Annotated in this window: 24 protein-coding genes; 7 read left to right on the forward strand and 17 right to left on the reverse strand. The window is 72.2% G+C overall.

The annotated features are described in order from the left end of the window. Positions 1-180 precede the first annotated feature (180 nt). The 3 genes from MWM08_RS12080 (at position 181) to MWM08_RS12090 (ending at position 1,988) form a co-directional block, all read left to right on the forward strand. On the forward strand, positions 181-441 hold the full coding sequence (locus MWM08_RS12080) for a glycine zipper domain-containing protein (protein ID WP_244459692.1): 261 nt from the start codon (positions 181-183) through the stop codon (positions 439-441). 239 nt (positions 442-680) lie between these two features. Continuing rightward, entirely contained in the window at positions 681-1,484 is an 804-nt protein-coding gene (locus MWM08_RS12085; protein WP_244459693.1) for an alpha/beta hydrolase, read from the forward strand. Between the two features lie 120 nt (positions 1,485-1,604). Beyond that, positions 1,605-1,988 carry a hypothetical protein gene (locus MWM08_RS12090; protein ID WP_244459694.1) on the forward strand — a complete coding sequence of 128 codons (384 nt, stop codon included), beginning with the start codon at positions 1,605-1,607 and terminating at the stop codon, positions 1,986-1,988. A gap of 141 nt (positions 1,989-2,129) precedes the next feature. Here the strand turns inward: MWM08_RS12090 and MWM08_RS12095 are convergent, their stop codons facing one another. After that, positions 2,130-2,759 (reverse strand): YidB family protein, encoded by a 630-nt coding sequence (locus tag MWM08_RS12095; protein ID WP_244459695.1) that lies wholly within the window; start codon positions 2,757-2,759, stop codon positions 2,130-2,132. A 144-nt stretch (positions 2,760-2,903) separates the two neighbouring features. Here MWM08_RS12095 and MWM08_RS12100 point away from each other — a divergent pair, with 144 nt between their 5' ends. Then, positions 2,904-3,965: an alcohol dehydrogenase gene (locus tag MWM08_RS12100; RefSeq protein ID WP_244459696.1), complete on the forward strand. Its 1,062-nt coding sequence runs from the start codon at positions 2,904-2,906 to the stop codon at positions 3,963-3,965. 94 nt (positions 3,966-4,059) lie between these two features. On the opposite strand, the gene MWM08_RS12105 is transcribed toward MWM08_RS12100, so the two are convergent. Next, positions 4,060-4,560 (reverse strand): cupin domain-containing protein, encoded by a 501-nt coding sequence (locus MWM08_RS12105; protein ID WP_244459697.1) that lies wholly within the window; start codon positions 4,558-4,560, stop codon positions 4,060-4,062. A 66-nt stretch (positions 4,561-4,626) separates the two neighbouring features. Here MWM08_RS12105 and MWM08_RS12110 point away from each other — a divergent pair, with 66 nt between their 5' ends. Continuing rightward, the gene (locus MWM08_RS12110) at positions 4,627-5,217 is read left to right on the forward strand and encodes a cysteine dioxygenase family protein (protein ID WP_244459698.1); all 591 of its coding nucleotides are present in this window, start codon (positions 4,627-4,629) and stop codon (positions 5,215-5,217) included. 71 nt (positions 5,218-5,288) lie between these two features. Here the strand turns inward: MWM08_RS12110 and MWM08_RS12115 are convergent, their stop codons facing one another. The 10 genes from MWM08_RS12115 to MWM08_RS12160 form a co-directional block, all read right to left on the reverse strand. Next, positions 5,289-6,086: a CHAP domain-containing protein gene (locus MWM08_RS12115; protein WP_244459699.1), complete on the reverse strand. Its 798-nt coding sequence runs from the start codon at positions 6,084-6,086 to the stop codon at positions 5,289-5,291. Positions 6,087-6,394: 308 nt separating this feature from the next. Further along, positions 6,395-6,745 (reverse strand): RidA family protein, encoded by a 351-nt coding sequence (locus tag MWM08_RS12120; protein WP_198373579.1) that lies wholly within the window; start codon positions 6,743-6,745, stop codon positions 6,395-6,397. Between the two features lie 93 nt (positions 6,746-6,838). After that, positions 6,839-7,114: a hypothetical protein gene (locus MWM08_RS12125; protein WP_244459700.1), complete on the reverse strand. Its 276-nt coding sequence runs from the start codon at positions 7,112-7,114 to the stop codon at positions 6,839-6,841. Positions 7,115-7,270: 156 nt separating this feature from the next. Further along, positions 7,271-7,507, reverse strand: coding sequence for a hypothetical protein (locus tag MWM08_RS12130; protein WP_244459701.1), 237 nt, complete (start codon positions 7,505-7,507; stop codon positions 7,271-7,273). 44 nt (positions 7,508-7,551) lie between these two features. Continuing rightward, positions 7,552-7,776, reverse strand: coding sequence for a hypothetical protein (locus MWM08_RS12135; protein WP_244459702.1), 225 nt, complete (start codon positions 7,774-7,776; stop codon positions 7,552-7,554). 118 nt (positions 7,777-7,894) lie between these two features. After that, positions 7,895-8,872 (reverse strand): Gfo/Idh/MocA family protein, encoded by a 978-nt coding sequence (locus MWM08_RS12140; RefSeq protein WP_244459703.1) that lies wholly within the window; start codon positions 8,870-8,872, stop codon positions 7,895-7,897. Positions 8,873-8,938: 66 nt separating this feature from the next. Further along, positions 8,939-9,313 carry a glycosyltransferase 61 family protein gene (locus MWM08_RS12145; protein ID WP_244459704.1) on the reverse strand — a complete coding sequence of 125 codons (375 nt, stop codon included), beginning with the start codon at positions 9,311-9,313 and terminating at the stop codon, positions 8,939-8,941. A gap of 35 nt (positions 9,314-9,348) precedes the next feature. Then, positions 9,349-10,602 (reverse strand): MFS transporter, encoded by a 1,254-nt coding sequence (locus MWM08_RS12150; RefSeq protein WP_244459705.1) that lies wholly within the window; start codon positions 10,600-10,602, stop codon positions 9,349-9,351. A gap of 21 nt (positions 10,603-10,623) precedes the next feature. Then, positions 10,624-10,995, reverse strand: coding sequence for a hypothetical protein (locus tag MWM08_RS12155; RefSeq protein WP_244459706.1), 372 nt, complete (start codon positions 10,993-10,995; stop codon positions 10,624-10,626). Further along, complete coding sequence (locus MWM08_RS12160) at positions 10,992-11,486, reverse strand: hypothetical protein (RefSeq protein ID WP_244459707.1); 495 nt, start codon at positions 11,484-11,486, stop codon at positions 10,992-10,994. The genes MWM08_RS12155 and MWM08_RS12160 overlap by 4 nt, the downstream gene beginning before the upstream one ends. A 216-nt stretch (positions 11,487-11,702) precedes the next feature. Between MWM08_RS12160 and MWM08_RS12165 the strand changes: the two genes are divergently transcribed. Together MWM08_RS12165 and MWM08_RS12170 are read left to right on the forward strand one after the other, a co-directional pair. After that, the gene (locus tag MWM08_RS12165; protein WP_244459708.1) at positions 11,703-12,971 is read left to right on the forward strand and encodes an amidase; all 1,269 of its coding nucleotides are present in this window, start codon (positions 11,703-11,705) and stop codon (positions 12,969-12,971) included. Positions 12,972-13,140: 169 nt separating this feature from the next. Then, entirely contained in the window at positions 13,141-13,917 is a 777-nt protein-coding gene (locus MWM08_RS12170; protein WP_244459709.1) for a hypothetical protein, read from the forward strand. Positions 13,918-14,052: 135 nt separating this feature from the next. Here the strand turns inward: MWM08_RS12170 and MWM08_RS12175 are convergent, their stop codons facing one another. The 5 genes from MWM08_RS12175 to MWM08_RS12195 are packed head-to-tail and all read right to left on the reverse strand — an operon-like array spanning position 14,053 to position 20,219. Next, complete coding sequence (locus tag MWM08_RS12175) at positions 14,053-16,263, reverse strand: glycosyltransferase 61 family protein (RefSeq protein WP_244459710.1); 2,211 nt, start codon at positions 16,261-16,263, stop codon at positions 14,053-14,055. Further along, entirely contained in the window at positions 16,260-17,909 is a 1,650-nt protein-coding gene (locus MWM08_RS12180; protein ID WP_244459711.1) for an NTP transferase domain-containing protein, read from the reverse strand. Before MWM08_RS12180 ends, MWM08_RS12175 begins: the two co-directional genes overlap by 4 nt. Then, positions 17,906-18,640, reverse strand: a complete 735-nt coding sequence (locus tag MWM08_RS12185) for an XdhC family protein (RefSeq protein ID WP_244459712.1) — start codon at positions 18,638-18,640, stop codon at positions 17,906-17,908. The genes MWM08_RS12180 and MWM08_RS12185 overlap by 4 nt, the downstream gene beginning before the upstream one ends. Next, positions 18,637-18,969 carry an XdhC family protein gene (locus MWM08_RS12190; protein ID WP_244459713.1) on the reverse strand — a complete coding sequence of 111 codons (333 nt, stop codon included), beginning with the start codon at positions 18,967-18,969 and terminating at the stop codon, positions 18,637-18,639. Before MWM08_RS12190 ends, MWM08_RS12185 begins: the two co-directional genes overlap by 4 nt. After that, positions 18,966-20,219 carry a vWA domain-containing protein gene (locus MWM08_RS12195; protein WP_244459714.1) on the reverse strand — a complete coding sequence of 418 codons (1,254 nt, stop codon included), beginning with the start codon at positions 20,217-20,219 and terminating at the stop codon, positions 18,966-18,968. Before MWM08_RS12195 ends, MWM08_RS12190 begins: the two co-directional genes overlap by 4 nt. Positions 20,220-20,248 lie beyond the last annotated feature (29 nt).

Consider the following 20,248-nt stretch of genomic DNA (forward strand, 5'->3'; position numbering starts at 1 on the left):
GCAGCACAGGAGCGTGCGGCCGGGTGCTGCCACCGGCCAGGACGATGCCGCGCCGTGGACCGCTGCGCGCCGACCCCATGGCCTGACGGCTGTGGCGCAGCCCCGTCCGGTTCAGGCCGGTCCAGCGCTGCCATGAAACGCGCCACACCGCTGCCACGGCCAGCGTGGCAGGCTGTGGGCATGAAGGCGCTTGTCCCGCTGTTGGCCCTGCCGCTCGTTGCCTGCGTGGTGGTGCAGCCCGTGCCGCTGCCGGTCCCGTCCTCGCCGGTCTGCGACGACCCGGCCATGGGGGCGGCCTATGGTGCGGCGATCGGGGCCGGCATGGGCGCCATCGCCGGATCGACCCAGGCGGATGCCGCGCGCGGGGCACTGATCGGGGCCGGCGTGGGCGCGCTCGCTGGCGCTGCGATCGGCAGCGTGCCGTGCGAGACCCCGAAGTAGACCGCCGCCGTGGCTGTGCCGATGCGAGGCGCCCGCGCCCAGCCGGAGGCCGCCGGCTTGCGTGGACCCCGCGGCCGGGCGCCCGGCACGCGGGCAGGCCGCGGCGCGACCGCATGGCGATGCCCCGACGAAGCGCGCGGTACGACGCGACCGGCGCCGCGCCGGCCAGGTGCCGCGCTTGAAAGTGCTGCGCTTGCGCCATGCGGCGCGCGCCCGCAGATCAGCCCCATGACCCCGCCATGCGCCGCGTGCTGACCGCCATCGCCATCATCGCCAGCCTGCCGCTGCTGCTGGTGGGGGCGCTCTGGGCAGGGCAGGAGAGGCTGATCTTCATGCCCGACCCGCGCGTGATCGCGGCGCCGCCGGGCTGGGAGCGGCCGGTGATCCGCACCACTGACGGGCTGGACCTGGCCGTGCTGGCGGTGGAAGGCCGACCCGGCGCGCCGGTCGTGCTGCATTTCCACGGCAATGGCGGCAATGCCGAGGACCGCGCAGGGCTCGGTTCCGCCCTCAACCGTGCTGGCTACAGCATTGTTCTTGCAGAATATCGAGGCTATGGCGGCAATCCGGGACGGCCGGGCGAGGACGCCATCGCCGCCGATGCCGTCGCCATGCTGGCCTGGGCCCAGGCGCGCTTTCCCCGCCGCCCGCTGGTGTTGTGGGGTGAGAGCCTGGGCACCGGTGTGGTGACCCGCCTGGCCGAGAACCGCCCGGGCATCGCGGCGGTCGTGCTGGAGAGCCCCTTCACCTCGGTGGCCGACCTGGCGCGCGGGATGTACCCGGTGGTGCCCACCGACCTGCTGCTGCGCCACCGCTTCGAGAGCCTGTCGCGGCTACCCGGCATACGCGCGCCGGTGCTGGTGGTGGCGAGCGAGGGCGACCGGATCACGCCGGTGGACCATGCGCGGCGGATGGCGGCGGGGGCCAGCGATGCACGTTTGGTCGTGCTGCCGGGCGGGGCGCATCCGGCGGTGCTGAACGACGATCGCGGGCAGGGGGTGCGCGCGGTGCTGGGGTTTCTGAGCGAGGTACCCGCGCGATAACGCAGAATCAGGCTCAATCGCCCCCTGAGAGAGGGCGAACCGGCCATCCGCCGAAAAGATGGACTTGCCATGATGGGCGTTGGCCGGCCGCGGCATTTGGTGGCAGCATATTGATGGGCAATGACACAGGACAATTTAGGGACTGCACTCGTCGTACCAAGTGAGCGCGAAGGTGGCCTGGCGCGGCTTCAGGAGGCGGTGCTGGCCCATCGGGCAGCGCTGGAGGAATACACTCGCGATCGCACGCCGCTCCAATGGGGGGCCGTGCAGCAAAACCTGGGCACTGCGCTCACAGTACTAGGAGAGCGCGAACGCGGTACGGCGCGGCTGGAGGAGGCGGTGCTGGCCTACCACGCGGCGCTGCAAGTGGTTTCGCGCGACCGCGAGCCCTTCCTCTGGGCGCAGACAACCGAAAATTGCGCTCGGACCCTAGAAGTGCTCGCCGAACGTGAGGCCGCCAAAACCGTAGGTCGGGAGCCCTGGTCCAAGCAGAAGCGGCCCTAGAAGAGTATCGCCGCGCCGGGGCAGCACGGCAGATCGCAAAGGCCACCCACCTCCGCGACCGGCTCGCCGCGCGGTGCGCCACCCCCTGACGCCACGCGCGCCTCGATGCCTCTCGATTTCCTGATGGCGTAGCCGCCTGCCTCAGCCCAGAGGCCGCGGCTTCTGCGGCAGCGGTCCGCCCTGGTCCGGCGCGAAATGCTTGCCCCCGGGCTGGGGTTCCGGCGCCGATGGCGCAGTGCCGCCAGCACCCCCCATCAGCGCCCCGAGCATCGCCCCTAACCCGCCCGCCGCCGGCGCCGCGCCGCCGCTGCCGCCGCCCATGAGCCCGCCGAGCAGCGCACCCAGCCCGCCGCCGCCCTGCGGCGCGCCGCCAGCCTGGCCGCCCATCATCTGCGCCAGCATCCCGCCCACGCCGCCGGCGCCAAACTCCTCGTCCCGCTGCGGCACGCGGCCCTGTGGCGTCAGCCCGTTGATCAGCTGCGGCAGCACGGCGGCCAGCACGCCGGCCATACCGCCCGCGCCGGTAGCACCGCCGCTGCCGCCGCCGAACTGCTGCGCCAGGCCGGCCAGTGTATCCGGCCCGAAGGCGCTCTCCAGCCGCTCCGGCGCCACCGGCTTGTTCGCCCCGGTGCCGACCCAGCTGTCCACCTCCTCGCCCAGACCGGCCTGGCGCAGCCGGTCCACCAGCGATCCCAGCCCCTGCGCGCCGCCCTGGCCCCCGGCCAGCAACCCGAGCAGCCCTTCGAGGCCGCCGCCCATCCTGTCCGACATCCTGTCCCTCCCGTCGCGATCGTCGTGGCGGCGATCCTACGCGCATCGGTTGCGCGCGCGCATCCACATTGCTGGCCCGCTTGACCCGCCGCACCCCCCTTGGTCCGATGGCTTCACGCCAGAGATCAACCGGAGGAACCAACCATGCGCGCCTGGGCCGTCATCGAGACCGGCAAGCCCCTGCAGGAAATCGAGCTCCCCACCCCGGAACCCACCGGCAAGCAGGTCCTGCTCGAGATCACCCATGCCGGCGTCTGCCATTCCGACCTGCACATCTGGGAGGGCGAATACGACCTCGGCTCCCGCGGCAAGATGCGCCTGACTGACCGCGGCGTGACGCTGCCGCTGGCGATGGGGCACGAGATCGTCGGCCGCGTGCTGAAATGGGGGCCGGAGGCCAACGCCGCCGGCCTGAAGGTCGGCGACCACATGATCGTCTTCCCCTGGGTCGGCTGCGGCACATGCGCGAAGTGCCTGGCGGATGAGGACAACATGTGCCTCACGCCTCGCAGCCTGGGTGTGTATCAGCATGGCGGCTACGCGACGCATGTGCTGGCCCCGGAACCGCGCCATCTGGTCCCGGTCGGCAGCCTCGATCCCGCCCTGGCCGCCACCTACGCGTGTTCCGGCATCACGGTATTCAGCGCCATCAACAAGGTCATGCCGATGGATCCCGACGATCCCATCGTGCTGGTCGGCGCCGGGGGGCTCGGGCTGAACGCCATCGCGGTGCTGAAGGCCAAGGGCCACCGGCGGATCGTGGTGGTGGACGTGGCGCAGGCGAAGCTCGACGCCGCGAAGGCCGCGGGTGCCACCGACACCGTCCTCGCGAACGGCCCCGATACCGCCAAGGCCATCATGGCCGCGGCCGATGGCGCGGTCGGCGCCATCATCGACCTGGTGAACGGCACCGAGACCGCCCGCTTCGCCTTCGAGTCCCTGCGCAAGGGCGGAAAACTGATCCAGGTCGGGCTGTTCGGCGGTGAGATGAACATCCCGCTTCCGCTGGTGCCGATCCGTGCCCTGACCATCCAGGGCAGCTATGTCGGCAACGTGAAAGAACTGTGTGAACTCGTTGGTATTGCAGCATCTGGCGCACTTCCCGCCATCCCGATCACCACCATGCCGCTCAACCAGGCCGATGCCGCGCTGAACCGGCTCAAGGACGGCAAGGTGGTCGGGCGCATCGTGCTGACCGCGGCGTGACGGCAGGGCGGGGTGCGCCCCGCGCGCGCCCCGCCGGCCAGCCCCGCAATTCGTTGGAAACCGAGACGTCTGCCTGGCGCGGGTCGGTGCGCTGTCAGCCGCGCGGGTAGGCCCCGCCCGTCACCGGATCCGTCGCCGGATCCGGGGTCGCGGCGATGGCGTGCAGGGCCCGTGCCCGTTCGGCGAGCGCGCCGTGCAACTGGTCGGGCGGCGCGGCGCCGTCGGGATAGGCGCCGACGACCAGAAGTGCTTCGTCGGCGCCGAGGTTGCGGTGCCCGGTCCCGGCTGGCAGGACCACCACGTCGCCGGCCGACAGGTCCAGCAAAACGCCACTCTCGCCGCCCAGTTGCACCCGGACCTGGCCCGCGACCACAGCCAGCGCCTCATGCGCGTTGGAATGGTAGTGATGCGTGTCGAAGATCCCGCCGCGCCAGGCGGGGCGCCAGCCGTGGCGGCGGAACATCGCCTCGGCCGCCACGGCGTCGGGCGCCACGGCGCCGCGATGAACCACCACCGGCAGCCGGGGATTGTTCGGGATCTCCGGATCCTGCCGGAGAAACAGTATCTCCGCCCCGTCGCGCCGATGTTCGTGCATTGCCCGTTCTCCGTCTTCCATGGGAACCTTGCCTCCTTCGCAAGGTTCTGCCGGGAGGGTTCCATCATGACCGACGTGGCACCACTGCGCGACTTCATCCGTGCCATGACCCGCCTGGCCAACGAGGACGCATCCGAGACGCGCTGGCTGACCGAGGGCGCCACCCTGCTGCGCGGCCTGGTCGCCGACGAGGCCTGGCTGCCCGATGCCTTCGCCGAACCCGGTCCGCGCTACCGCCAGTACCTGCTGCATTGCGACCCACTCGAGCGCTTCTGCGTCGTCTCCTTCGTCTGGGGCCCTGGCCAGCGGACGCCGATCCACAACCACACCGTGTGGGGCCTGGTCGGCATGCTGCGCGGGGAGGAGGTCTCGACCGAAATGGTCCGCGGCGCGCCCATGCGGACCGGCCAGGTGGACCATCTGAAGCAGGGCGAGGTCGTCGCGGTCAGCGCCGACACATACGACATCCACGTGGTCGAGAACGCGCTGCGCGACCGCGCGTCGATCAGCATTCATGTCTACGGCGGCAATATCGGCGCAGTCATCCGCAGCGTCTTCGACGCCGCGACGGGGGCGGAGAAGCGCTTCGTGTCGGGCTACGACAACACCGCCGTGCCGAACCTGTGGGACCGCAGCCGGGACACGCTCGCCGCCTGAATGTGAAAAGGGCCGCCCCGTCGCCGGAGTGGCCCTCCCACCTCAATCGCTTGATGCGAAGTTTTCGCGCGTCAGCGCCGGCGGGCCGGCGCCTGCGCAACCTCGTCATAGCCGAGCGAGGCGGTCGCGGCCTGCGCCGCATTCACCCGCAGCGGCGCGCGCCCGGCCATCATGGTGCCGCCGGTCGCGTCAGGCCGATTGTGGATGAAGCCATAGACCGGGTAGGTGCGGCCGTAGTTCTCGGCGCTGTGGCCAACCTGCACGCGCACCTGCGTCCAGTCGTTGTTGGGCGAAGCGTCGATCACCGAAACGCCGCGCATGATGCTGCCGCGCCGGATGCCGGGGCCGCCCCAGTTCGCGTGGTGGATATGCACCTCGCGCGAGGAGACCACACGTTCGACCACGGCGACATGGCCGGATCGCATCCCGCCCGACCCGGGGAAGGCCATCACCGAGCCCACTTCGGGACGGTTCGACCGGGCGTAGAGGCCCGCCGCGTTGTACCACCAGTCGCGGCCATTGCCGCTGATGTCCATCCCCGTGGCCTGGCGCGCATAGGGCACGCAGGAGATGCCACCACCGCCGCGGCCGCCGGCAAGGCTACGCCGCCCGTTTCGCGCGGTGGCCCCGCGCCCGGTCGCGGCGACCTGCACAGCGCGGTTCTGGCCGCGCTGGGCGGTGGAACGCGCGGTCGGATTGGCCGGGCGGGCCGCCTCGCGCCGCGCGGCGCTCGGCGCCGGTGCACTCGCTGCCCGGGCGGCGGGCTTGCCCTGCCGTGCCTCGGGTGCCCGGGCGGCGGCATCCTGCGCCACCAGTCCCAAGCCGCCGAACAAGATCGCCGCGACGATCGCTGCGCCTTTTGCCGTCATTGCCCCAGAACCCCCTGGTAACCCCCTGGCGTCGCGTCATGGACGCATCGCCGTGTGACGTGGCTAACAACCCAGGCGGCGGGCAGGCAACCCGTGCGTCTGTTACCGGGCGTAATCTTGGGTGATTTGCGCGCAACTCGTATGGCGCGGGTCCGGTATCAGGAAGATATACCCCGGAATTGGGCAGGATCTGGACCGAGCCACAGTGTGGTGTCCGGAAAGCAACAACGCCCGGTGCGGATGGCACCGGGCGTTGTCATCAGAGTCGAGGAAATGTTTCCGAACCCCACTGAGGGGCGGGAAAAGCGTCAGCGGCAGGCGGTGACCATGATCTCAACCAGGTGGCGAGGATCGGCCATGTTCGCCTCAACGCAGGCGCGTGCCGGGGCCGCGCCCTCGGGCAGCCACGGCGTCCAGAGCTCGTTCATCGCGGCGCGGTCGGCGATGTGCTTCACCCAGATGGTCGCAGTCAGCAGGCGGGTTTTGTCGGTGCCGTTCGATTCCAGCGCGGCGTCGATCTTGGCCAGCACCTCGGCCGTCTGGCCCTTGATGTCCTTGGACAGGTCATCGGCGGTGATGCCCGCGAGGTAGACGAAGTTGTGGTACTCGACCGAGGTCGAGAGGATCTTGTTGGTCCCCTGGCGGGTGATCTTGCTCATGCGGGCCGTTCCTTTGCGATATGCGCCACGGGCGCGGGTGCCAGGCGCACCCCGGGCAGGGGCGCGGTGCGGCGCTCGCGCGCGGCCTCGCTTCTAGAACAGGTTGCGCGGGTCGGGAATGTCCCGCGGCGCGGAGCCGGCGCCAAACAGGTCGCAACCGCAACGCGGGCAGCGGGCCTGCGCCAGGTCCGGCGGCGTGCCGGCGCCCGGCGGCTGGCCGGCGCGCCGGAGAAGGTCGGTGCGCAGCGTCTCGTGCAACGCGGGCGCCTCGCAGGCGTCGGGCGCCACCGGCAGGTCGGCCGGGCGCGCGAGGGCAGCGGCGGGCATCAGCAGGGCGGCGGTGCAGACCAGGCGGCGGGTCGTTCTCATGCCGGCATCATGCGGCCTCGCGCGGCGTGACGCACGCGCAATCTCGGGGCGGGTCGGCGGTCAGCGCGCTGACGTCCTGTCGGGATCGGCCCGCTGGCCCTGCCGCCCGGCCAACGACCGCATCTTGGAAGGGGCGCCGCCTGGTCTCCCCGCGTGCTAACGCCAATCCTTCGATACGGCGGCGCAGTGCGGGCAGCCGCTGGCGGCCTCACCGCCATCCGCGAGGAACCGCGCCTTGGCGGCGGCGCATCGCTTGGAGGGCTCGCCCGGCACGCAAGCCTCCGCGTCCGGCGTATCCGGACCGGCCGATTTGGCCGCTGCGGCGCGCAAGCCGGCGCCGAACAGCAGCAGCGGCAGGGCGGTGGCGGACAGGGCGCGGCGCGTGGTGTTCATGCGGTCATCCTGCGCCGCACCCGGCCCGTCGTCAGCGAAACGGTTCAGGGCGTGACCGGGACACGGTGCCGCCCGCCGCACAGCGGGCAGCGCCCGTTGCTCGCAAGCGGCAGGCTGTCCTGCAGGGCCTCGCAGGCGATGAAGCGGCCGCCGGGGTCTCCGCAATTGCGGCGCGGCTCCGGGCCGGCCACGGCGGCGGCGCGCCCGGCGTCGCGCGGCAGCGCGAGCAGGGGAAGCAGGGCAAGTCCGGCAAGGCGACGTCGGTTCATCGCGGACTCCGGTTCGGACCCGACGACCCTAGGCCGCGCCGGCGCATCCCGCAGCACCGATTCGCCCGGTTGGTCGGCCACGTGCGTCAATTCGGCATGAACGGCCGTGCCCGGCGCGTCATGCCACGCGATAGGTGCTGCCCGAGGCCGCGGCGCCGATCATCGCCTCGTAGACCGCCACGCCGTGGATGGCGTCCTCGACCGGCAGCGGATAGGCCGGCCCGCCCGCGACGGCGGCGGCGAAGGCCATGAGTTCCGCCGCCTCGATGTCGGTCTTCGGGAACACATGCTCCTGTGGCGTGCCGTCGCGGGTGCAGGTGGTCAGGTGTTCGTGCCCGTGCAGCACCGCCCAGGCATCGGTGCCGAACAGCCCGACGCGCCACAGCCGCGGTGCGAGGGCCAGCGTCGCGAAATTCGCCGTGACGCCGCTGTCGAAGCGGAACAGCGCCGCGGTCGTGTCATCCAGGCCGTTGTCCAGCACGCGCGCATGCGACTGCACGGTCACCTCGGCGATGCGCCCCGCCAGGTTGATGAACATGTCGACCATGTGGATACCCATGCCGCCCATGCCCCCCAGCGGGCTTTCCGAGCGATCCGCGCGCCACATGCCCGGCTTGTAGGCGACCGCGCCGGGACCGCTGAACTGACCCTCGACATGCAGCAGCGTGCCGAGGCGCCCATCGGCCAGCATCGCCTTCATCTCGGCCACCGCCGGCAGGAAGCGGCGATTATGGCCGAGCGCCAGCACCACGCCGGCGGCGCGGCAGGCCTCGACCGCGGCCTGGGCCGAGGCCTTGGTCATGGTGAAGGGCTTCTCCACGAACACGTGCTTGCCCGCGGCTGCCGCGGCAATCACCTGTTCGGCATGCATCCCGTGCGGCGAGGCGATCGCGACCGCCTTCACCTGCGGGTCCGCCAGCACCGCTGCGAAGTCGGGCAGGATCCGCACGCCCTGGCGCGCGGCCCAGTCGGCGGCGCGTTCGGGCCGCCCGGTGCAGCCGGCGACGAAGCGGATGCCGGCGTCATTGCGGCCTTGCACGCTGTCGACCAGCGTCTGGCCCCAGCGGCCCATGCCGATGATGGCGGTGTCGAGCATGTTGTGATCCTGCTGTTCGAAGGTCTGCGTGGCGGGCGTGGTGAATGGCCGCGGCGGCGGCGGCGGTCAACCGGCCCGCGCGCCGGCGGCAGCGAGCGCCGCCAGCAGGTCCGCCGGGGCGATCCGGTAGGCATCCGTGCCATCGCCTTCCAGCCGGGCCGTTGCGTAGTCGTGCCTGCAGCCCGCCGAAAGCTGCCGGACATGGGCGGGCAAGTCCCTCTCGCCCTCCGCGGAAAGCTCGATGACGCGGCAGCCGGGCGCGGTGAGGATCAGGGTGGACAGGCCGGCGCCGTTCAGGCGCATGACCATCCGCGCGACGCGGAAACGCTGCGCCGGTTCGGCCACGGTCATGGCCTCGGCATGGATCAGGCGAAAGCCGTGCCGCGGCAGGGTCGGCAGGATCCCGTTCTCGTCCGCGAGCCGCCGGCGCGCGCTGGGCATGGATCCGCTCCCCATTCGTGGGGCCGCGTTGCCGCTCACCGCGCGGCCGCGCCGTCCGGCGGCCCTTCCAGCGCGTCGCGTATGCGCGGCAGACGCCACATCCCCCAGGCCACCACCAGCAGCGAGAGCAGCACCGCGGCCAGCGTCGGCCAGGCGAGGCCCCAGACCTCGCCGGCGGCGCCGAGCATCAGCGCGCCCAGCGCCGGGAAGGCGCGGGTGATCAGGCCCCACAGGCTCAGCACCCGCCCGCGCATCGCCGGGTCGGACGCATTCTGCGCCAGGGTCTGCACGCTGATCCCATGCACCGACCCCGCGGCCCCCATCAGCGCCGCGCAGAGCACGCCGAAGGCGAACCAGCCGGTCGCCGCGAAGCCCGCGGTGGACAGCGCGAGCCCGAGCACGCCCAGCACCGCAAGGCGCGTGGTGCCCTCCATCCGCCCACGCGCCGCCACCGCCAGGCCCGATACCAGCGCGCCCACGCCGAAGGCCGCCGTCAGCACCGCAAGCGATTCTGCCCCGCGCCCGAAGGCGCGTTCCACGAAGGGGGGCAGGATCTCCTGGACGCCGCGCAGCAGCAGCGCCGAGACCGCGGCGAACAGCAGGATCGGGCCCAGCCCGGGGTGGCGCGCAGCGTAGCGTATTCCATCCAGCGTCTCGCCCATCAGGGAGGCGGTGGCGGCATGGCCGCGCCGTGCCGCGGCCTCCACGCGCAGCATCGGCGTGGTCAGCGTGGCCAGCAGGTAGGCCACCGCATTCGCTGCGATGGCGGGCCACACGCCGGCCACGGCAATGATCGGCCCGGCCAGCGCGGGGCCGATGAAGCGCGCCACGTTGAAGGTGAGCGAATTCAGCGCCACCGCCGCCGGCAGGTCGGCGCGCGGCACCAGCCCGGGCATCAGGGATTGCCGTGCGGGCTGCGCGAAGGACGCGGCGATGCCGCCCAGAACCTCGAGCACCAGCAGCAGCCAGATATCCATCCAGCCGAGGGCGACCAGCAGCGCGATCAGCGCGGCATTCAGGCCGATCGCGGCCTGGCTGAACATGGTCAGGCGCAGCCGGTCGGCGCGGTCGGCGATGGCGCCCGCGATCGGGCTGACGACGACGGCGGGTGCGAGGTCGCAGAACGCCACCACGCCGACCCAGAAGGCGCTGCCGGTCAGTTCCCAGGCCAGCCAGGACACCGCGATGCGGTGCATCCACAGCCCGGTCCAGGCCGTGAGCGACGCGCCGAAGAAAATGCGGGCGTTACGGTGGGAGAGTGCGCGGCCGAGCGTGCCGAGCGAGGCCATGGCGGGGCGGTGCCCGCGCCGTCAGCTCCGGCGGCCGCGCGCGGCCGGCGCAGCGGGATCCTGTGGTTGCGGGCCCGCCGTATTGGCGCGGATGCACTCGCGGATCAGGTCCTCGCGCAGGACGCGGCGGTTGAACTGGTCGGCCTGCACGCGCAGCGTCGGGATGTTGTTGGTCTGGTCGGTCATGAACATGGCCTGGTCGTCGCGCGCCGACTGGCCGCGTTCGCGGAAATTGACCGCGCGCTCCGCCTCGGCCGTGCAGGTGGCGCGCAGCACGCTGTCGGTGCCCGCGCCGGCGGTCGCCGAGGACAGGCTGCGCGGCGCATCGGCGGTCGCGCAGGCCGCCAGAAGCAGCATGGCAGGGAGCGACAGCGTGGGCGCCAGGCGGGTCATGCGGATGCTCCGGAAGGAATCGGGCGCGACAATAGCCGCCGAAGCGCGGTTTCGTCGAACCGGGCCGCCGCGTCCAGGGGCATGGCCGCGGCGGCACGCAGCAGGGTGGGGTGCAGTTCGATCCCGTCGGCGGCCAGGGTGAACAGGCCGCGCATCCAGGGCGCGCGCGTCATCACCTCGACCAGCGCCAGCAGGCGCAGGCACAAGGACAGCCCCGCCAGGGTGCCGAGGTCATGGCCGGCATCCACGGCCTCGGCCCAGCAGGCGGCATCGGCGTCGGCCAGCAGCAGTTCCTGGGCGCTGCCGTCCTGGCGGCGGAACAGCAGCCGGCGCGGCGCGCCCCAGCGTTCGGCGGCGGCGGCGGCGCGGGCCCGGTCCCAGGCGGCTTCGAGGTCGCGCGGGGCAACCGGGGGCAGGGCTTCCGGCGGCAGCGGGATGGCGTAGGCCAGCACGCCATCCGAGGCGCGCGCGACCCGGATCGGGGTGGGCATGGCCGAGTGTCGCAAGCGTGACGGTGGTGCGCCAGTGGCGATCGCGTGCGTCGCGTGAAGGCGCGCGGGGGATGAAGCGCGCGCCGGCATGAAGTGCGCGACGGTGCGCGGGGATGAGGCGCGCGACGGCGTGCGGGGCGGGCGACGGCGCCAGTGTGACAGGCGCCCAGGCATCGTCGTCTTGACGGCCTGCCCGCCGGGCCGCGACATGCCGGCATGACCGAGACCGCAGACCTCACCGCCACAGCCGCCCTTGCCGCGATCCGCGCCGGGCGGCTGTCCGCCGCCGATCTCATGGAAGCCTGCCTCGACCGCATCGCGGCGCGGGAGGGCACCATCCGTGCCTTCGCCTGGCTCGATCCCGCGCAGGCGCGCCGCGCGGCGGCCGCGGCGGGGCAGGGGCCGCTGGCCGGCATCCCGATCGGCGTGAAGGACGTGATCGACACCGCCGACCTGCCATCCCAGTACGGATCGCCCGCCTGGGCCGGGCACCGCCCGCGCGGCGATGCGGCCTGCGTGGCGGCAGCGCGCGGCGCCGGGGCGGTGGTGATCGGCAAGACCGTTACGACGGAATTCGCCACGCGCCACCCGGGGCCGACCGCCAACCCGGCGAACCCGCGGCACACGCCGGGCGGGTCTTCATCGGGGTCCGCCGCCGGGGTGGCGGCGGGGTTCTTTCCCCTGGCCTTCGGCACCCAGACCGCCGGCAGCATCATCCGCCCGGCGGCGTATTGCGGCGCGGTCGGTTTCAAGCCGAGCTACGGCACGCTGCACCGCGCCGGCATGAAGGTGATGAGCGAGAGCCTGGATACCATCGGGGTGATGGCGCGCTCGGTCGCCGATTGCGCCCTGGCCATGGCGGCGATGACCGGCAGCGACTTCGGCGCGCCCGAGGCCAAGGCGCCGCGCGCACCGCGCCTCGCGCTGGTGATGGGCCCGTCGGCCGACCAGGCCGCGCCCGAGACGCTGGCCCTGATGGACCGCGTGGCCGAGGCCTGCCGCCGCGCCGGCGCCACCGTCACGCCGCTGACCCTGCCCGAAGTATTCGCGGCCGCCTACGCCGCGCACCCCACGGTGATGAACGCGGAATCGGCGGAGGCGCTAGGCTGGGAATTGGCCCAGGCACGCGCGCTGATCACCCCGGTGCTGCAGGAGCGCATGGACTGGGGCCGGGCGCAGGGCGCCGCCGCGCTGGCCGAGGGCCGCGCCGCCTTCGCCGCAGCCCGCGCCGCGTTCCCCGACGCGATCCAGGGCTTCGACGCGGTGCTGACCCCCGCGGCGCCAGGTGAGGCGCCCGAGGGCCTCGGCTGGACCGGCGACCCGGCTTTCAACACGCTCTGGACGCTGCTGCACGGGCCGTGCGTGACGGTGCCGGCCGGAGCCGGGCCGCGCGGCCTGCCGCTCGGCGTGCAGGTGGCCGGGCGGATCGGGGACGACGCCGCCGTGCTGGCCTGGGGGGAATGGGTGCGCGCGGCGCTGGGCTAGAGCCGCGTCCGTTCGCCATGGCTCACGTCAATGCCTGTGGCGCGTTCCGCGACCTGTCGGTGTCGGCACCGGCCCGCTCTGGGCACGCGGCAAGGTCTGGTTTTCGCGACCATCTTCGCCTGACCGGGTGATTCCAGCCGGTCGGGATCTGCCCTAGGGGAGCGACGCGGTGTCGGTCGAAATTAAGGCGGTGATGCTAGCGCATGCGCGTTCGGGCTCCACCATGCTGATGGAGTTCCTGAACGATCAGCCCGACACCAGCTTCGCGCACGAGATCTTCCACCGCGAAAAGCTGCACCTGCCCCCCTTCATGGCGAAGCCGACCCAGGACCAGGCCGCGCTGCGCACCCGGCGCGACCGCGATCCGCGCGGCTTCCTGGCCGAGGCCATTGCGGCCTGCCCGACCCGCATCTTCGGCTTCAAGTGGTTCCGTGGGCACGATGCCACGATACGCGACCATGTCGTGGCCGACCCGTCCTGGCGTGTCATCCTTCTGTACCGTGAGAACTTCCTGGCGCTGTTCGCCTCGCAGCGGACCGCGCGGCTGACCGGTCGCTACATCCAGCGTGCCGGCGAACCCGCCCCGCCGCCAACGCTGCCCTTCGCGCCGGAGGAATTCCTCCACGAATACGAGCTGTATCGCCGCTTCTATGCCGGCCTCGTTGCGCAATGCGACCAGGCGGGCAAGGCGATCCACCTGGTCGAATACCAGCACTTGTCGAACCCCGCACTGCTGCGCAACGCCGCGCGCGCGATCGGCATCGTCGCGCCGGTGGCGGCCGCGCCGCGCATGGTGAAGCAGGGCACGACACGGATGCTCGAACGCTTCGACAGGCCCGAGATCGTGCGCGCGACGCTCGAGCACATCAACCGCCTGCATTGGCTGGTCGAGGAAGACCATTTCTTCGCCACCGCGCCGTCTGCCTCGGCATCGGTGCCTGTTTGACGAGTCCGGCGCCGATCCGCGGCCCCACCCGGCGACCGGCATTCTGGAACGGGTCGCATGGTGTGGCCGGGCGGGCCCATGCACATACCAACGGTCGCGGTGTGCCGCGGGCACTGACCCGCGTGGACAGGACGCTCAGTCGTCCTCGGCAGCCAGAAGGCGCAGCGCCAGGTCGAGCACGGCGTCGATGTCGACGGGCGGTTCCGCAGTCTCTGCGTAATCCGAGAAATCCTCGGAGAACAGGCTCGGCGCCTGCGGGAACCATCGCCGGCGCACGGCCTCGTTGGAGGCGGCGCGGCGCGCGACATAGGCGGTAGCCTCGGCGCGGGCCAGCCTGTGGCCGCGCCCCGGCGCGACACGCTGCAGCCTGGCCGTGACACTTTCGCGCACCTTGTCGATGCCGGCGACCCCATCGCGCTGCGCGAGGTCGGTGAAGCGGCGCAGCAGCTCGAGCGCCGCCGGCGTGAGGTTCGGGTTGGCGCGCTCGGCCGTCGGTTCCGGCAGCCCCTCCACGCCGAGCAGCGACACGAAGTCGAGCACGACGTTGCCGCCCGGCATGCTGCGGCTGTCGAAGATGCGCGGCTGCAGCGCCTCGGCGCCGAAGACCAGGCTCCAGCGGTTCAGCAGGCGCTCGTAGTCGGGCGGGGGCACGTCGAGCGGCGAGGCCACGCCCTTTCCGCCGCGCACCATGTTCGTGTAGCGGCTGATCGCGAAGTGATCCTGGCGGCGCAAATACGCCACCACGAGGAAGCGCCCGAACATCGGCGCGAGCCGCGCGCGCAGCAGCGACACCGCGGCATCCGGCAGCCCCGAGAGATGTTCGGAGGAAAAGATCACGCGGTCGGTGTGCGGGGGCAGGGCGGCAAGCTCGGCCTGCAGCGCGACCATCATGCGGTCGAGCCGATCCTGCGCCGCGCCCGCGCCGTCGCCGCCCTGCGCCGCGTCCCGCACCGCATCCGCCAGCGCCTTGTGGGCGCGCCCGCCGACGGCGCCGGCATAGTGCAGCCCGGCCGCCTGGAGTTGCGGCCGTGCGGCCTCAAGGTACGCCTGCACGGAGGTCGATCCGGTCTTGATCACGCCGATATGGAGAATGGCGGTGCGTTTGGCTTCAGGCACAGGCGTGTCTCTCGTGGCTGCGCCGGCAGGGCGCGACGCAGGGGGGGCAGGCGGGCTGCTCGCCGGGTCTGCCAGCGGCCGCAACGTCAGGGCGAGTTGCGGGTTGGGCTTGCGGCTGCGGCAGCACGCCAGAGCGGCGTCGATGAAGGCGGCCGCCTCGCCGTCGCCGGGTGCAGTCCGCCAATAGCCAGCATAGGCGGCGATATCCGCGCGCAACAGCTCGTCATCCTCGATGAAGCCGGCGGCGGCGGGCGGGTCGATGAAGCCCCGTTCGGCGAGGAAGCGCAGCACGTCGGCGGGATCGAGGAAGGTGAGGGCGCTCGCGCGACGCCCGCGCTTCGACAGCGACCCGATCATGAAGGGCGGGCGATACAACGCGAGATGCGCCGCCTTTTCCTCCAGGCTGTGGCGGACCAGCGCCATGCCCGGTCGCCGCCCGATGACGGCGACCTGCGCACGCAGCGGCGGCAGCAGGTCGAGCAAATGCAGCGCGCTGCCTTCGGAGAAGACGATGCGCTCCGCCCCCATGACGGCGGCGATCTGTTCCTCGATCGTGTGCTTCTCGGGGTGGAAGGCGCGGTAGCCGGCGGCGGCCAGCTGTGCCTCGATCCAGGCCTCGCCCAGGCAGCGGCCGGTCTGCAGGTGCCCGCGCAGCACCGCCAGGTGCCGCGCCTGGCCGGTCGGTTCGACCACCGCGGCAGGCAGCAGGCTGCCGGCCAGCCGGCCATAGGCGGCGGTGCAGGTTGTCCGGTAGATCCGGCCCGGCTCGCCCACGACCAATTCCTCGATCCGGACGGGCTGCGTCACCAGGACCGGCTCGCGCGCCCCGATCAGGCGCAGGTAGTCGCGCACGAAACGGGGAATCTGCGGACGGGCGGGCTCGGCATTCACCAGCAGCGGCACGAGGTCAGGGTCGTCCCGCAGCACCCAGAGCCGGTGCAGGAATTCTGCGCACATGTGCCCGAAATGGTGCGCGGTCGGGCCGACGAAGGCGTAGCGACCGGGCAGCGGCTCGGCCTCCGGCGGGTCGGCCGGCGGTCCCTCGGCCCACACCTTGCCGCCCAGCAGCGGCATGTGCACCCAGCGCGGCGCATCGCCGGGAAATACGACGCCCCCGGGCAGCCGCGCCCCGTCCTCCGGCGGGCGCCAGAAGCGCATCGGCACGGCCGCGATGTCGCGGAAGACGACCTTGCCGAGGGAGGGCGCGCTCGCGCCCTCGGTCAGGCTCATCCGCCGCGCGCCCCGCCCGGCAGCCCCTTCAGCGCATCCGTGGTGTCGAAGTCCCGCAGCACGGCGTCGTCGGCCATCTCGACCTCGACCATGCGCTCGCCGTGGCGGCCCACCAGGTGGCGGGCGCCGACATCGCCGGTGATGGTCATGATCTCGGGGATGAACTCGCGCGCCCAGAGCATCGGGTTTCCCTGCTTGCCGCGGAAGGTCGGCATGACGATGGCGCGGCCTTCCTCCGGGTCGAAGGCGGCGATCAGGCGGTCGAGCATCGGGCCGGCCACCAGCGGCATGTCGCCCAGGCAGACCAGCACGCCCTCGGCGTCAGGCGGCAGGGCCGCGATGCCGGCCTTGAGCGAGGCCGACAGGCCTTCGGCATAGTCCTCGGCATGCGCAAAGATGACAGGGCGGCCGGCGAGCGCTTCCTCGACCCGGTCGCGCTCATGGCCGGTGACCACGATGATCGGCCGCGCATGGGAGGCGATGACGTTGTCGACCACGCGCGCGACCATCGGTGTGCCCTGCGCGTCGGCCACCAGCAGCTTGTTGAGCGGCGCCATGCGGCGCGACCGCCCGGCCGCCATGACGATGGCCGCGACGGAGCGCGCGCGGCGCGGCGCCAGCGCGGGCGGGGCCACGCGCGGCGCCTGGTCGCGCGGCAGCGGGCGCACCTCGATTTCCTTGAGCAGGCCGCCCACGCCCATCGCCATCACGTCGGCCGGTGCCACCGGCACGCCAGCGAAGATGCGCTGCAGCACCCAGTCGAAGCCGTTGAGCTTCGGGGACCGCGCGCAGCCGGGCAGCACCATGGCCGGGATGTCGCCGATGGCGCCGAGGCAGAGCAGGTTGCCCGGGTCCACCGGCATGCCGAAATGGTGGATGCGCCCGCCGGCGCGCACGATCGCAGCGGGGCCGACGTCGCGCCGGTCCACCACGGCCGAGGCGCCGGCGACCAGCAGCACCTGCGCCCCGGCGCGCTTCAGGCGGCCCAGGGCTTCGGCCACCGGTGCTTCCTCGTGCCGCACGCGCTCGACCGGCAGCATGGTGCCGCATAGCGCTTCGACCCGCGCGCTGGTGGCCTCCACCGCGCCTTCCATCACGCTTTCCTTGATGCCCGGCAATTCCGTCAGCACCAGGCCGACCTTGAGCGGGCGGAAGGGATGCACGGCGAAGACGGGCCCGCGGCCGCGCGCCACGGCCTCGGCCACGCCGAGCACCGCACCGGGCACCGCGAAGGGAATGACCTTGATGGTCGCCAGCATTTCCCTCGGGGAGACCGGCGTGTGGTTGGGCAGGGTCGCGACCGTCAGGCTTTCGTCGACATCGTTGATCGCATCGATGCGCTTCGCGTCGATGACCAGCAGCCCGGCCGTCTCGGCCAGCAGGTTCACGCGCCCCGTGGCCGCACGCGACTTCGCAATTAGCGGCGCGGTCAGGACCGTGGCCAGGCGGTCCGCCGCGTCGTTCTCCGGCACGTCGCCGGCCTCGAGACGGGCGGTGATCACGTCGCGCTTGCCGGCCTCGCGCAGGGCGGCGATCGCGTCCTCGTCCAGCACCGTACCCTTCTTCAGCACGCGGCCGGTCAGGCGCAGGGAATGGGCGAGGATCGCGCCCTTGGCCTCGTCCAGCGGCGTGGGGCCGAAGATCATGCGGAGATGCCGATGCTGATGCGCGCTTCGCTTGGCTGTGGGCGCGGTGCGCCGAGCGCCGCGCCGCGGCGTGCGGCGACGATTTCGGCCATCACGGACAGTGCGATCTCGGGCGCCGTGACCGCGGCGATGTCGAGGCCGACTGGCGCATGGATGCGCGCGATCGCATCGTCGTCATGGCCGAGATCCTTCAGTCGCGCGACGCGCTTGGCATGCGTGCGCCGGCTGCCGAGCGCGCCGATGTAGAAGGCCGCGCTGCGCAGCGCGGCATCGAGCGCGGGGTCATCGAGCTTCGGGTCGTGCGTGAGCGTCACGACCGCCGATCGCGCATCGGGCTTCAGCGCGGCCATCGCCTCGTCCGGCCAGTCGGTGTTGAGCGACACGCCGGGGAGGCGTTCTGCGGTGGCGAAGGCGCGGCGCGGGTCGACCACGATCATCTCGAAGCCAAGCGGCGCGGCCATCGGCGCCATCGCCTGCGCGATGTGCACGGCACCCACCACGATGATGCGCAGCGGCGGGTTGTGCGGGTGGATGAACCATGCCTCGCCATCGATGGTTACGCTCGCCGCCTTTTCGGTGCCGAGCGTCGTGCGCGCCGCATCGGCCAGCGCGTCGGGCAGGCTCTCCTGGGGCCAGAGGTGCTGCGCGCCGTCGGACAGGCGGGTGAGGAGCACGACAGGGTTCTGCGCCGCGCGTTCGGCCTGCAGCCGCGCGAGGGTTTCGGTCTTCACGCGAGCGGCTCCACGAAGACCTTGACCTTGCCGCCGCAGGACAGACCGACCTCCCAGGCGCGTTCGTCGGAGACGCCGAAGTCGAGCAGTTGCGGCTGGCCCGTCGCCATCGCTTGCTTCGCGGCGTCGGCCACCGCGCCCTCGATGCAGCCGCCCGAGACCGAGCCCATCAGCCGGCCGGATGCCGTGACCGCCAGGCGCGAACCCGCCGGTCGGGGGCTGCTGCCCCAGGTCTCGACCACGGTCGCGATCGCGACCTGTTCGCCCGCCGCGCGCCAATCGGCGGCGATGGCGAGGATATCCTCGGAATGCGTGGTGTCGGTGGTCATGCCGCCATCCTCCCGCGCTGCGCGGCGTGAGGGTCCGACAAGGTCGCGACCAGTTCGCGCAGGCTGTTCAGGTTATGCACCGGGCGGAAGTCGTCCACATGGGGCAGCATCGCCCGGATGCCCTGGGATTTGGGCTGGAAGCCATCGAACCGCAACAGGGGATTGAGCCAGATCAGCCGCCGGCACGATCCGCGCAGGCGTTCCGTTGCTTCCGCGAGCCCCTTGGCACCCTCGCGGTCGAGGCCGTCGGTGATGAGCAGCACGACTGCGCCCTGGCCGAGCACGCGCCGCCCCCACTGCCGATTGAACAGCGCGAGCGATTCTCCGATGCGCGTACCGCCCGACCAGTCCTCCACGATGTGGGAGATCATCTGGAAGGCCACTTCCGGGTCGCGGTGCTTCAATTGCCGCGTGATGTTGGTGAGCCGGGTGCCGAACAGGAAACTGTGCACGCGGTCCCGGTCGTTCGCCACCGCATGCATGAAATGCAGCAGGATCTGCGCATAGCGCGCCATGGAGCCGCTGATGTCGCACAGCGCGACCAGCGGCGGCGGGCGCGTCACACGGCGGCGGCGCGCGATGTCCAGGATCTCGCCGCCGGTGCGCAGCGATTGCCGCACGGTGGCGCGCAGATCGGTCGCCGGGCCGAAGGGGTCGGGGCGGAAGCGGCGGGTGCGCTGTTCATCGAGAGGCAGGGCCAGGCGGCGGATCTCCTGCTTGGCTTGCGTGATGTCGTCGGCCGACATCGCCTCGAAATCCATCTGCTGCAGGCGCTCGCGCTCGCTGACCGTGAAGGTCATGTCGTGGCGCGGGGGCGGTTCCTCGGGCGGCTTGGGCTTGGGCGCGTTCTGCTGCATCGCCTCCGCGAGGCGGCGCGACGCCGGGGGCGGCTTTTCGTCCTTGGGCTTGTTGCCGTCCAGCAGCGCCATGGCGGCGGCATGGGCGGCGGCCTCGGGGTCGCGCCAGAACAGTTGGAAGGCCTGGTCGAAGATTTCGAAATGCTCGCGGCGATGGACCATGACGGCGCGCAGCGCGGCATGCACCTGGCGGCGGTCCGCGAGGTCGATCTCGGTCAGCGCCTCGAGCCCTGCGATCGCCTCGCCCGGACCGAGCGGCAGGCCGGTACGCCGCAGCAGCCGCGTGAAGGCGAGCAGGTTCGCGGCCAGGTGGCCGCGCGGCGCGGTTGCGGCACCGGCGGCGCGGGCCTGGGCGACACCAATGATGCGGGACGCGTCGCGATCGGGGGTCATGGGGTCCGTAATGGCTGCGTGGCGAGCAT

The sequence above is a fragment of the Roseomonas fluvialis genome, from assembly GCF_022846615.1.
GTDB classification, from domain to species: domain Bacteria; phylum Pseudomonadota; class Alphaproteobacteria; order Acetobacterales; family Acetobacteraceae; genus Neoroseomonas; species Neoroseomonas fluvialis.